The organism is Hymenobacter rigui (genome assembly GCF_003944715.1).
Lineage (GTDB): Bacteria > Bacteroidota > Bacteroidia > Cytophagales > Hymenobacteraceae > Hymenobacter > Hymenobacter rigui.
On record NZ_RWIT01000004.1, the window covers coordinates 58,433 to 71,158 of the forward strand.

10 protein-coding genes are annotated in these 12,726 nt (G+C 61.1%); 7 read left to right on the forward strand and 3 right to left on the reverse strand.

Features of this window, described 5'->3' with window-relative positions:
* Positions 1-98: 98 nt before the first annotated feature.
* Both EI291_RS09320 and EI291_RS09325 read left to right on the forward strand, forming a co-directional pair.
* Positions 99-1,571 carry a M48 family metalloprotease gene (locus EI291_RS09320; protein ID WP_125419550.1) on the forward strand — a complete coding sequence of 491 codons (1,473 nt, stop codon included), beginning with the start codon at positions 99-101 and terminating at the stop codon, positions 1,569-1,571.
* A gap of 30 nt (positions 1,572-1,601) precedes the next feature.
* The gene (locus EI291_RS09325; RefSeq protein ID WP_125419551.1) at positions 1,602-3,173 is read left to right on the forward strand and encodes a DUF6770 family protein; all 1,572 of its coding nucleotides are present in this window, start codon (positions 1,602-1,604) and stop codon (positions 3,171-3,173) included.
* A gap of 56 nt (positions 3,174-3,229) precedes the next feature.
* On the opposite strand, the gene EI291_RS09330 is transcribed toward EI291_RS09325, so the two are convergent.
* Positions 3,230-3,679 (reverse strand): GNAT family N-acetyltransferase, encoded by a 450-nt coding sequence (locus tag EI291_RS09330; protein WP_125419552.1) that lies wholly within the window; start codon positions 3,677-3,679, stop codon positions 3,230-3,232.
* Positions 3,680-3,822: 143 nt separating this feature from the next.
* Here EI291_RS09330 and EI291_RS09335 point away from each other — a divergent pair, with 143 nt between their 5' ends.
* Positions 3,823-4,263 (forward strand): ribosomal maturation YjgA family protein, encoded by a 441-nt coding sequence (locus EI291_RS09335; RefSeq protein WP_205701583.1) that lies wholly within the window; start codon positions 3,823-3,825, stop codon positions 4,261-4,263.
* Here the strand turns inward: EI291_RS09335 and EI291_RS09340 are convergent.
* Positions 4,217-4,717: a hypothetical protein gene (locus tag EI291_RS09340; protein ID WP_125419553.1), complete on the reverse strand. Its 501-nt coding sequence runs from the start codon at positions 4,715-4,717 to the stop codon at positions 4,217-4,219. The two genes, EI291_RS09335 and EI291_RS09340, sit on opposite strands and share 47 nt — an antisense overlap.
* A gap of 142 nt (positions 4,718-4,859) precedes the next feature.
* Between EI291_RS09340 and EI291_RS09345 the strand changes: the two genes are divergently transcribed.
* The 4 genes from EI291_RS09345 to EI291_RS09360 all read left to right on the forward strand — a co-directional run bounded on the left by EI291_RS09345 (position 4,860) and on the right by EI291_RS09360 (position 10,506).
* A complete protein-coding gene (locus tag EI291_RS09345; protein ID WP_148103398.1) occupies positions 4,860-6,863 on the forward strand; it encodes a tetratricopeptide repeat-containing sensor histidine kinase in 2,004 nt (667 codons plus the stop codon).
* 46 nt (positions 6,864-6,909) lie between these two features.
* The gene (locus tag EI291_RS09350; RefSeq protein ID WP_125419555.1) at positions 6,910-7,461 is read left to right on the forward strand and encodes a 2OG-Fe(II) oxygenase; all 552 of its coding nucleotides are present in this window, start codon (positions 6,910-6,912) and stop codon (positions 7,459-7,461) included.
* Positions 7,461-8,192, forward strand: coding sequence for a phosphodiester glycosidase family protein (locus tag EI291_RS09355; protein ID WP_240635471.1), 732 nt, complete (start codon positions 7,461-7,463; stop codon positions 8,190-8,192). Before EI291_RS09350 ends, EI291_RS09355 begins: the two co-directional genes overlap by 1 nt.
* Positions 8,193-8,313: 121 nt before the next feature.
* Positions 8,314-10,506 (forward strand): TonB-dependent receptor, encoded by a 2,193-nt coding sequence (locus tag EI291_RS09360; protein ID WP_170172585.1) that lies wholly within the window; start codon positions 8,314-8,316, stop codon positions 10,504-10,506.
* Between the two features lie 44 nt (positions 10,507-10,550).
* Here the strand turns inward: EI291_RS09360 and EI291_RS09365 are convergent, their stop codons facing one another.
* Entirely contained in the window at positions 10,551-12,530 is a 1,980-nt protein-coding gene (locus EI291_RS09365; protein WP_125419557.1) for a sensor histidine kinase, read from the reverse strand.
* Positions 12,531-12,726 lie beyond the last annotated feature (196 nt).

The following is a 12,726-nucleotide window of genomic DNA, read 5'->3' on the forward strand; positions in this document are numbered from 1 at the left end:
ATATAGCTGAACCAGCAGTGGTTTTTTTCCGGTGCACCCAGTAGTTTTAACGCTCTCATAATTGCTATCAACCCGGAAACCGCACAGGTTTCAGTTGTATGATTCGTGTTCTTATTGGAGTACTATGGCTATGCCTGCAGGCAGGTACGGCCGCTGCCCAGCAAACTACCTACACTCCCTACTACTCGGCGGATACCACGCAGGCCTACCAACTGGCGGTAGCGCACCGCACGGCTATTCAGGCGCACCTGGGTGCGGCCAAAACCGGCAACAGCGAGTACCGGGAGCATTATAAGCGCATTGTGCGCGAGACATCTTCGGAAGTATACAACGCCATCCGGCACTCGGCCCTGCTCGATGCGGAGCTGAATGCTATGGTGCAGCGCGTGTTCCGGCAGATTCAGCAGGCCAACCCGCAGGTGGCTTCGGCCCGGCTGGTGCTCACGCGCAACCCGCAGGCCAATGCCTACGCCGTGGGCAATGGCACCGTCATTCTGAATGTGGGGCTGCTGCCCGGCCTGGAAAATGAAAGTCAGCTGGCCTTTGTGCTCTGCCATGAGCTGGCGCACATCCAGTGCCGACACATGGAAACCAGTATTCAGGAACGGCTGACTACCCTGCACAGCCGCGAGATGCGGCGGCAGGTGCGCCGCATTATTCAGGCGGAGTATAATATCAACTCCCGCATGAAGGATCTGGTGATGGGCCTTTCTCTGGACGGCAGCTACCACCAGCGCCGCCACGAGCGGCAGGCCGATTCACTGGGCTACGTATTACTAAAGCGCACCACCTACGAGGCCCCGCAGGCCTATCGGGCCCTGGAGCTGCTGGACCACATCGACGAGCCCGTGGTGAAGGAGCCGCTGGAGCTGGGCCGCTATTTCAGCTGCGCCGAGTTTCCCAAAACCTTCGAGGCGGCCCCCGCCCGGCCGCAGTCCATCTTCACGGTGAAGACGCCCGAAAAAACCGTACTGCAAACCACCGATACCCTTAAGTCGCACCCCGATTGTGCCAAGCGCATGCGCTACCTGCGCGAGCTAACGGCCGGCCAGATTGCCGAGGGGACCCAGCCTGTAACGCCCGAGTTTGCCCGTTTGCGCAGCATCAGTCGGCTGGAAGTGGTGCAAAGCTGGTTTGATACCGACTGCTACGACCACGCTCTGTTTGACGCCCTGCAGCAGCTGCGCTCCGACCCGCAGAATGCCTACCTGCGCTCCATGGTGCTGCTGAGCTTGTACGAGTTGCAGCACTACCAGCTTGACCACCGCTTCACGGAGGTGGTGTCCAATATGTCGGAGCACAATCCGGCTAATTTCAACCAGCTCCTCACGGTGCTGTATGGGCTGCGCACCACCGAGTATAAACAGCTGAGCGCCTGTTTCGCGCAGCTGGCCCCAGCCCCGGCCGACGATGAGTTTACCTTGGCCGCCCGCTACGCCGCCGCCATGCTGGCCGCCGACCAGCCCCAGGCCACGGCGCTTCGGCAGCAATATCAGGCCCGATTCCGCGCGGGCCGGTTCACTACGCTTCTATTTCCCGCACCGGCTGCCACCGGCCGAAAAACCCGTTAATCTCTCTCCATTTTACCCTTTTACTCCCGTATGTTTCAGTTAAAACGCACGCTGCTCACGGCCGTGCTGACCTTCTCGCTGGCGGCTGCTGCCAGCGCCCAGACCCAGACGCTGGACGGTGTCAAGAGCATGCCGCGCTCCGGTATTTCGCCCATCTATTCCGGTAATGAAGTGAAGGGCTACATCCTGTACGCCCGCGCCGACAAAGCCGACCGCAAAAACGACAATTATCACCTCGACTTTTTTGATCAGGACCTGAATAAGGTGTCGAATATTACCATTCAGAAGCCTTCCGGCCGGTACACGCTGCTGCAGAACTCCTTCAACGGCACGGCTTTCGGGTTATACTTCTGCAACTTTAAGGAGGGTACGCTGGAAATCGAAACCTACGATACCAGCCTCAAAAAGCTGGGCACGAAAGTCATTGAAGACCTCTCGAAGGGGGATAAAATGATGATTAACCAGATGGTGCGCAGCGACGGCAACACCGAAAACACAATGGGTGGCCTCACACTCACGCCCATTGCCGACAAGGGCTTCGTGCGCAACAGCTACGATGGCCTGATGAAAGGCTACGCGCTGCAGATGTACGACAACAATCTGAACCCCAAGTGGCGGCTAACTTCCGACCCCAAGTCGAAATACTACGAGAGCTTCGTTATTCGGGAAGTGACCGATAAGTACCTGGTAGGCACCGTGCTGCGCCGCGACGGGCTGATGTCGAAGAAATTCAACTCCTACATGGTCGCCATTGACGTGAACACCGGCAAAAAGGTGATGGAAGCGCCCGTGGAAACCAGCAAAACCGAGCAACTCTCGCTCAGCTCCTTCTCGTTCGATGTGGAGAAGCGTGAGTTTGTGGCCGTGGGCGAATATTACAAGCTCGATGATAAGCCGTTCGTGAACAAAAGCCAGGGCTTATACATCAAGCGGTTTACAGAAGCCGGAAAATTGCTGGGGGCCAAGCCCTACAGCTGGCAGAAAGAGGTGAAAGCCGCTCTGCCGGCCGAGGCCAAAGCCAGTATGGAAGATGGCTTTGTGAACTTCACGCACTCCATTGTGAAGGGCGCCGATGGCACGATGTACATTGTGGCCGAACAGTACAAGGTAGTAGCCGATGGCCTGGGTATTGCCGCCCTGGCGCTGGGGGGCAAGGCCAGTCCCACCAACGGGCAGATTGGCAACATGCTCATCTTCGTGCTGAACCCCGACTACTCACTCTCGACTGTGAAGTTCTATGCCAAGGACCGCTCCAAGGCCATGCTGCCGCCCGGCGTGGGCATGATGGGGGCTGGCCTGATTGGGCAGGTAATTAAGTCGCAGGGGGATTTTGACTACCAGTTCCTGCAGCGCAACAGCAGCAACTCACTCTTCAACGTGGTGTACATCAACTACGACAAAGAGAAGGGCGAAGCCACCAAGAAAATTGTGGGCAACATTGCTTTTGGCGCAAACGGGCAGTTCACCCTCGACAAGATTGATGGTACCAGCACGGCCACCAATTCCTTTGTGTACCCGGCCAAGCCCGGCTACGTGATGATGGTGGACTACCTCAAAAAGCAAAACCAGCTGGGCATGAAGCTGGTGAAGCTGAACATCTGAGAACCCTGATTTCTGACTTAAAAAAGCCCGGTGCCCGCGCATCGGGCTTTTTGGCGTTATGCCCGCACCATGTGAATGTGCGGAATATCATCTTCTAGGTACCCGTCGCCCACCTGCCGGAACCCGAAACCTTCGTAAAATGCCTGCAGGTACAGCTGCGCCCCAATCTGAATGGGCTGAGGGCCAAATTGCTGACTCACGGCGGCAATGGACTGGTGCAGCAGCTCCCGGCCCAGGCCGTAGCGCCGGTAGCGCGGGCTCACTACCACCCGCCCGATACTGGCCTCCGGGTAGGTGATGCCCGCCGCAAACAGCCGGGTATAAGCCGCCAACTCGCCAGTGGGAGTAAGCCCCAGCAAATGGTGCGCGGCCTGATCCAATCCGTCAATATCCTGAAACGGGCAGGTTTGTTCCACCACAAACACCTCGGAGCGCAGTTGCAGCAGCGCGTACAGCTCCGTGAGCGTGAGGTTGGCGAAAGGCTTGAGAATCCAGGTCAGCGTCATGAGGTGAAGGAAAACAGGCGCGTGCTGCAATAGGGGCAGCCGGCCCAAAAGTACAACGCCGGCCACTGAATGACCGCCCGGTAGCGGTGCGAGTGTGAGGTACGCATCGTATTCTTGTCTAAAACTCCCTTTACCTTCTGCGTATGCGTGCTCCCCGGTCGTTTGGCTTGTACACATTGCTGCTGGCAGGTACCATGGGGCTGGGCCTGGCTTCGCGGCGGTTTGGTGGGTGGCTGCCGCCGTTTGTGGCCAGTTATGCCGGTGATGCGCTATGGGCGTTGCTGGTGTACTGGCTGGTTGGCTTGCTGCGGCCCCGCTGGAGCAGCTGGCGCACGGGTGCCGTGGCCCTCTGCTTTGCCGTAGTTATCGAAATCAGCCAGCTGTGGCACCCGGCATGGCTGCAGGCCATCCGGGCTACTACGCTGGGCGCGCTGGTGCTGGGCCACGGCTTTCTGTGGAGCGACCTGCTGTGCTACGCCGTGGGCGTACTGGCCGGCGTGCTGCTGGAGCTGGCAGCGGAGAGGTGGTTCCGCTCAGCTACGCCCGCAGCCACCGGTGCATCCGGGGAAAATCGGATTGGGTAGTCAGGCCCATCCACACCAGCAGGGGCAGCCCCAGGTAGCTGCCACTCTCAAACTGCTGAATCAGCCACTCGCTCTGGCCCTTGTAGCCCGCCGGATGAAATACCACGGCCGGCGACAGGTTCAGATGGTGGCAAGCAGCATAGGTCCAGGCCAGGACGGCCATTTCCTCACCTTCTTTCTCCGGGTTGTTTTCGGTGATGTTGCCGCCCAGCGTGGGCCGCTCGGCGGCTGTGGTTACGGCCAGATGGCCTGCTTCGTGCAGAATATCTCCGGCATACAGCAGCCGGCGACGGTCAACTACCAGCTGGCCTTCCGCAATAAGCAGGCCCGGCAGAAATGTGAGCTGCCGGAGCGGCGCTTCCCGCACCGCAAGGCCGATTTCCTGCACAAAGGCCAGTAATGGATCAACCTGCGCAGGCGAGGCCGCCGCAGGGCGGGTAAAAAAGCGGAGCATGAATACGAGGGCAAGCCGGTGGAGTCCAAATATACAGGCCGTTGCACAGAAAAAGCCGGCTGAACAGTAGCCGCAATGATTCAGGTTTTTTGATGAATATTTGCAGACTGTTCAGCTGTCTGCCCTGCACCGACTGACAGTCGTGAACTGTAGTACCGTGCCCAACCTGTTTCCTATTGCTTTTCTGAACTTCGGCCGCCTCCGGTTGCTGCTGGTGCTGCTGGTACTACCCATGCTCTCGGTGGCCCAGACCCGCAAGCCGCTCTGGCATTCCACCCTCGACAGCCTGCAGGCGCTGGAGCGCCTTCCGCAGTCGGATAGCAGCCGCGTGCAGCTGCTGTGCCGCATCAGCGACCAGCTGTGGGCCTCCGATACGGAAGCGGCGGCGGCGTATTCCCGTAAGGCCCTGGCGCTGGCCCGGCGCACCCACAACCACCGGGGCGAAGGGGCCGCGCTGAACCGCCTGGGCGCGGCGTTGCGCGAAAGTAATCTGGCCCGCGCCCTGGAGCTATTCCAGACGTCGTTGCGCCTGGCCGAGCAAGTGGGCGACACGGCGCTTCAGTCGCAGAACATGCGCAGCATCGGCATTATTTACGTGTACCTGCGCGACCGGCAACTGGGCCTCTCGTACTATTTTCAGGGGTTGCGGCTGGACAGCCTGCTGCACGATGAGCGCCGCATTGTAGTGGACCTGAGCAACATCGGGCTGGCCTACGACCTGTACAACCAGGTGGATTCGGCTGCCTACTACCAGGACCGGGCGTATGCCCTGGCGCAGCGGCTGCACTCATCTACCAACTACATCCTGTACGGGCTGGGCAATGTGGCCCGCAAACAGGCCCGCTTTCCGGAAGCATTGAGCTACTACCGCCGCAGCGTGGCCGAGTCGAAGCGGCGGCGGCATCTGCGCAGTCTGAACTTTTCTTACTTGGGCATGGCCGCTTTATACCAGCAGCTGCAGCAGCCCGATTCCAGCATTTACTACGCCCGACTGGGTGTGCAGGCCGCCCGCGCCAACGGCTTCCTGCGGGGCGTGCTCAATGCCAGCGTGATTTTAACGCAGGAGTTTGAGCAGCGCCGGCAGCTAGACAGCGCCTTTCGCTATCAGAAAGAGCTGGTGGCCATGAAGGATACGCTCTTCGGGCAGGAGAAAGTGATGCGCCTGCAAAACGTGAACTACCTGGACCGCCAGCAGCAGCAACAGGCTGCCGCTGACCAGCAGGCGCTGCGCAACCGGTATCAGACGTATGGCTTACTGGCCGGCGTGGCCGGGCTGCTGCTGCTGCTGGCCCTGCTGGTGCGCCACGACCGGCAGCAGCAGCGTACCAACACGGCCCTGCAAACTTCCCTGGCGGAGCTGAAGGAAGCGCAGCTGATGCTGGTGCAGCGCGAGAAAATGGCGTTTCTGGGTGAGCTGACAGCCGGCGTGGCGCACGAGCTGCAGAATCCGTTGAGCTTTGTGAAGCGTTTTGCTGAGGTAAGCACTACGCTGGTTGACGAAATCAACGGGGCCCAGCAACTGGCCCGCGACGGCCGCTTGGAGCGGGAAATTCTGGATGGCCTGAAACAGAATCTACAGAACATCAGCCAGCACGGGCAGCGGGCTACGGCCATTATCAAAGGCATGCTGGAGCACGCCCGCACCGGCCAGCAGCCCCGGCAGCTCACCAACCTCAACCAGCTGGCCCAGGAAAATCTGCGGTTGGCCTATGAGGCCGTGCAGCAGCAGTTTCCGGGGTTTGAGGCGGAGCTGCAGACGAAGTTTGCGCCCGCGCTGCCCGAAGTCGCCGTGGTAGCCCAGGACCTGGGGCGGGTGCTGCTGAACCTGTGCACCAACGCCCTGTACGCCGTGCGCCAGCGCCAGCTCAGTGCAGGTCCGGCCTACGTGCCCACCGTGGAAATCGGCAGCCGCCGCCTGCCCGACGGGCCGCTGCAGCTGTGGGTGCGCGACAACGGAGCCGGCATGAGCGCAGAGGTACAGCAGCGCATTTTCGAGCCCTTCTTCACCACCAAGCCCGTGGGCGAAGGCACCGGGCTGGGCCTCTCCTTGGCGCACGATATTGTGGTGAACGGCCACCAGGGCACGCTGCAAGTGGAATCTGGTCCGGAGGAAGGCACCGAGTTCCGGCTGACGCTGCCGGGGTAGCTAATGCGTAGCATTTCCCCTTTTCTATTTTAACTATATTTTCTAGATGAAACTGACACGAATCACCGATTCCATATTCACGATAGAGGATTTTCTCACGCGCAAGGAATGCCTGGACTACTTAGTGTTAAGCGAAACTATCGGGTATGAGTTGGCCAAAGTAAATACGGCCAGCGGTAGCCGGGTGCACACGGGCGTGCGGAACAACAACCGGGCATTTTATAAAAATGAGGAGCTAGCCCAGACGCTATGGGACAAGGCGCAGCCGTTTCTGCCGGCCCAACTCGGCAACAGCCGGGCCGTGGGGCTAAACGAGCTGTTTCGGTTTTACCGCTACCAGCGGGGGCATCAGTTCAAAGGACACTTTGACGAAAGCTACATCCGTAGCGAGACGGAAGCCAGTTACTACACTTTCATGATTTACCTCAACGATAATTTTCAAGGCGGCGATACTACTTTTCAGAAGCTACACATACAGCCCAGGCAAGGAATGGCATTGATATTCCTGCATAACCTGTATCATGCCGGCAGCGAGGTAACACAAGGGGTAAAGTATGTGCTGCGCACTGATGTAATGTATCGTACTCAAGCTGTTTAGTGGGTAGTAAACTGGTCGGCTGTGTAATACAGGCAGCACTGTTAGGCCTGCTCAGCGCCTGCACTTCGCCTGATAAGCCGAAGCAACCAGCCGCTGTCCGCTTCCTCACCTACACCGCCGACCCGCAGCGGCAGACGGTGGCCCTGTACTGGCAGGATGACGCCGGCAAGCCCTTCCGCAGCCTGGGCCGCCTGCATAGCTGGCTGACACAACGGGGCCAACCGCTGCAGTTTGCCGGTAATGGCGGCATGTACCACGCCGGCAATGTGCCCGTGGGGCTGTACATCGAAAATGGCCGGGAGCTGACTCCGCTGGACACGAGCAGGGGCGTGGGCAACTTCTACCTCCGGCCCAACGGCGTGTTCTACCTCACCCGGCAGCGCTTGGCCGGCGTGTGCTCCACTGATTCTTTTGCCTCAGTGCAGCAGGTGCGGTACGCCACCCAATCGGGGCCGATGCTGGTGCTGAATGGCCAACTGCACCCGGCCTTCCGGGCCGGTTCCCGCAACCGCCAGATCCGCAACGGGGTAGGGGTGCTGCCCGATGGCCGCGTGCTGCTGGTACTATCACGGGAGAAGGTGACGTTTTATGAGCTGGCCCGGTATTTCCAGGCGCGGGGATGCCGCAACGCGCTGTACCTGGATGGGTTTGTATCGAGGGCGTACCTACCGGCTCAGGGCTGGCGGCAGACCGACGGGGATTTTGGGGTGATGATTGTCGTGACGGAGTAAGGCAGATCCGGTAATGGGAGTCAGGCGACGCTTCATCCCACTGATCCGACGCTTCGGTAACGGCAAGTTTCAGCGGCGGTGGCAGTGTGGCAGTTTCGGGTATCACTTCGCCGCTGCCGCTATGAAACGCCTGCTCTGCCTCCTGCTCCTCCTGTTTACCAGCTTCACCTTCGCCCGTGCCCAAACCGTCAGCCGGCTCCACGGCACCGTGCGCGACGAGCGAAACCAGCCCCTGCCCGGCGTAAACGTGTTTGTGCCGGGTACGTTTGACGGGGCTGCCACCGACTCGCTGGGGGCTTTCCGCTTCGAAACCAGCCAGACCGGCGCGGCCACGCTGCAGTTGAGCCTCTTGGGTTTTCAGACGCTTACCGTGCCGCTCAGCCTGCCGGCCGGTCCCGAGCCGCTGCGTCTGGTACTGCGCACCGACCACCATCAGCTGGGCGGCGTGACCATTACGGCCGGGGCTTTCGAGGCCAGCGACGAAAAGCGCAGCGCCGTTCTGCGTCCCCTCGATATCGTAACCACCGCCGGGGCGCTGGGTGATGTAGCCGGGGCCCTGAACACGCTGCCCGGCACCACCCGCGTGGGCGACGAAGGCAAGCTGTTTGTGCGGGGCGGGGCCGCCGGCGAAACCAAAACGTACCTCGATGGGCTGCCCGTGCAAACCCCCTACGGCGGCACAGTGCCCAGCGTGCCGGCCCGGGGCCGCTTTTCGCCTTTTTTATTCAAAGGCACCGTGTTCAGCACCGGGGGCTACTCCGCCGAGTACGGGCAGGCGCTCAGTGCCGTAGTGCTGCTGAATACCACCGACCTGGCCCCCGAAACCCAGACCGGCGTGAGCCTGATGTCGGTGGGCGGGAGTCTGAGCCGGGTGCAGCGCTGGGAGCGGACCTCCCTCGCCGTAACGGCCGACTATACTAATCTGCAGCCCTATTACGGATTGGTACCGCAGAGCTTTGGCTGGCAGCAGGCACCGCAGGCGTTGGGCAGCTCCGTGAGCCTGCGCCACCGCACCGGGCAGGCGGGTATGCTGAAGCTATACGGCGTATGGCAGCAGCAACGCCTTGCTTTGCGCCAGCCCGATGCCACGCTGACTACCGAGCAAACCGTGGGTCTGCGCAACGGCAACGGCTATCTTAACGCCAGCTTCCGGAGCCCGTTGCGGCGGGGCTGGAGCCTGAACACCGGTGCCGCCCTCACCCGCGACGACAACCAGGTACGCCCCGATGATGCCCGCCTGCGGGAGCTGGAAGAAAGCGCCGTAGCCCGACTGGTGCTCACGAACGACTCGGCCGGCAGCCGCTGGAGCCTGAAGCTGGGTACGGAGCTGCTGGCCCAGCACTACCGGCGCACCTACCAAAGTGCCGCTGGGGCACCTGCTTGGCAGGCTGGCCGGTTCCGGGAGCAGCGCGCCGCCACGTTTGCCGAAGCGGATATTAACCTCACCGACCGGGTAGTGGCCCGGGTAGGCGGCCGGGCTGAATATTCCCGGGTGCTGGGTGAGTGGAATGCTGCCCCGCGCCTGGCGCTGGCCTGGCAGGCCGGCGCGTACGGCACCGTATCGGGCGCATACGGCCTGTTCTACCAAACGCCCGCCAACGACCTGCTGCGGGTAAGCCGGCAGCTGCGCTTCGAGCGGGCCCGCCACGCGCTGCTCAGCTACCAGTACAGCCACGACAACCGCACGCTGCGCCTCGAGGCGTACCACAAAACCTACCGTCACCTCACTGTTTTCGACGCCTCTCAACCCCTCAACCCGCAAGCCTACCAAAGCACCGGGACCGGCTACGCCCGCGGCCTGGATGTGTACTGGCGCGACCGGAAAACCCTCAAAAACACCGATTATTGGGTTAGCTACGGCCTGCTCGACACCCGCCGCCAGGCCCGGCAGGACCCCGTACTGGCTGTGCCCACCTTTGCGGCGCGCCACAACCTGAGCCTGGTGGGCAAATACTGGATTGCCAGAGCCCACACCCAGGTCGGCTTTACGGCCAGCTACGGCAGCCCCCGCCGCTACCACAATCCTGCCCAGCCCGGCTATAACCAGGGCCGCCTGCCCAGCTACCAAGATGTGAGTCTGAATGTGAGTTACCTTACCCGCCTTCGGGGGCAGTACACCATCGTGTACGCCTCGGTGAGCAACGTGCTGGGCCGCAACAATGTGTATGGGTACCGCTACGCCACCCAGCCCGCCACCGATGGTACCCTGGGCCGCACCGCCGTAACACCCGCCGCCCCGCGCATGCTGTTTCTGGGCGTGTTCATCTCCATCAACAAAAACAAGCCCGCCGACCTGAACAGCGCCCCAGAGTAGATGCATAAGAGAAGGGCCCGCGCCTTCGTCGTGGCCGGGCGGGACTATAGCGGTAGCCGCACCCGGAACGTGGAGCCCACATCCAGGGTGCTTTCCACCCCAATACTGCCGCCCCGGTTTTCTACCAGCCGCTTAATGGAGTAGAGCCCCACGCCGGAGCCCTCCACATGGTCGTGCAGGCGCGTGAACAGGCCAAACAGCTTGCTTTGCTGTTCCGGGGTCAGTCCCAGACCATTGTCCTGCACACGTAACTCCAGCCACGAGGCCTCGCAGGTAGCCCACAGCTGCACGCGGGCAGGCCGGCTGGCGGAGCGGTATTTCAGGGCGTTGCTGAGCAGATTGAACACAATGCTGCGCACATCTTTGGGAGAGCTGTGTAGGGTGGGGCAACTCGTCACATCCACCAATAGCTCAGCCTGGGCTTCTGCTAACAGAGGCGCCAGGTCCAGGCGCACGTCTTCCACCAGGGCCGCCAGGTCCAGCAACTGCCGGCCTTGGTTGCTGTTCTGCTGATGCACAATGTCGGTGATGTGCCCGATGGTTGCCTGGAAGCGGGTTACGGCGGTGTCCATCATGGTCAGAATATGCTCTACGTCGCGCTTAATAACGGGCTCATCAAGCAACTCCTGCCGGAGCGCAGAAATCAGACCCTCAATGTTGGCCACGGGCATGCGCAAATCGTGGGAGGCAGAGTAGATGAACGTATCCAAGTCGGCATTGGCTTGGGTGAGCTTGAGGTTGCTGGCCTCAATAGCCTGGTTGCGGGCAAGAAGCTCCTGGTTGAGGGCTTCCACCTGCCGGCGTGCTTCCACTTGCTCCGTTACATCCGTCACCAGCGAATAAAACCCCTTCACCGTTTCATTCTGCATATCCGGAATAAAATCGGTGCGAATGTGGCGGCTGAAATCGGGGCGGTAGTGCATGGTAGCCTCAAAGCTGACTCGCTCCCCGGCCAGGGCCCGGTCAATGTATCCCGCGGCCGTGGCGTAGGCTTTTTCGCCCACTACATCCCACACGTGACGGCCCAGCAGGTCGGCCGGTGCCTGATGAAACCAGGCCCGGTACGCCTCATTGGTAAACTGGTAGCGCCGCTCCTGATCCACGTAGCCAATGAGCACGGGCAGGGCATCGGTGAGCAGGCGCAGACGTTTGGCCCCGGCCTCCGTAACCAGGCGCGCGGCCACCTGTGCGCTTACCTCGGTGGCAAACAGCGCCACGCCCGCCCGTTGGCCTTCTTCCTCATACGCCTGGTACGTAAAGGTAAAGTAGTAGGGCCGCGGCGGCTGCCCGTCGGGTTGGGTTGAGAGCAGCAGAACTTCCTCCCCATGCTGAGTTTCCCCGCTCTGGTACACCTGGTCGAGCAAGGCAACGAAGCCCTGGGCCTGCAAGTCGGGCAGGGCTTCGCCCAGCGGCTGCCCCAGCACCTGCTGCCCCTCAATCAGCTTGTGGGCATGGTCGTTGATGTAATCCACAATATGGGTGGGCCCGCGCATTACTAGCACGGCCAGCGGGGCCTGCTGAAACACCTTCAGCACATCCCGGCGCAGCTGCCCCCGCTGCCTGGTGCTGGCCTCCTGCTCCCGGGCCTGACTTTCGCGCAGGGCCTGCTCCACGGCTGAGCGCGGCTGGTCGTTGGTATCGGTGAAGTTGACGATCAGCACATTCTCGTAGCGTTGCGCAACCAGCTGGAAATAGCCGTCGAGGCCATCGGCCTGGTAATTGGTCTGGTGACGCTGCAGCTCGCTGGTTTCATAGGCCCGACAGCATTTGGTAAATACTCCGTCGGCCTGGGCGGTGGGAAATAGCGTCAGCAGCGACGCGGCAGGCCGCTCGGGCTGCCGCAGCATCTGCTGCCCGGCCGCATTCAGGTATACCCAGTCGAAATCCTGGATATCAGGTTGATCGGTCTTATAACGCGGCTGCAAAACAGCCACGGCCGTCAGCGACATCGTGAGCAGGGCGTGCAGGAACCCCGTGGGTTGTGCTACATCGGCGGGCAGCATCGGCTCAGAAGCAGTAGACATGGGGCAGGTTGGTCGTGTAGACTGCAAACGTAGCAGCCACAAAGGAACTGGTTTTTTACTTCTAATGGGTTTTACGAAGAACTGATCAGGCCCCCGCTCCGACGCTTCATCCGGGTAATCCGACGCTTCGGTAAGAGCAAGTTTCAACAGCCCTGGCCGCGTGGCACCTTTGAAGCATCAACCACCACAAACTCCC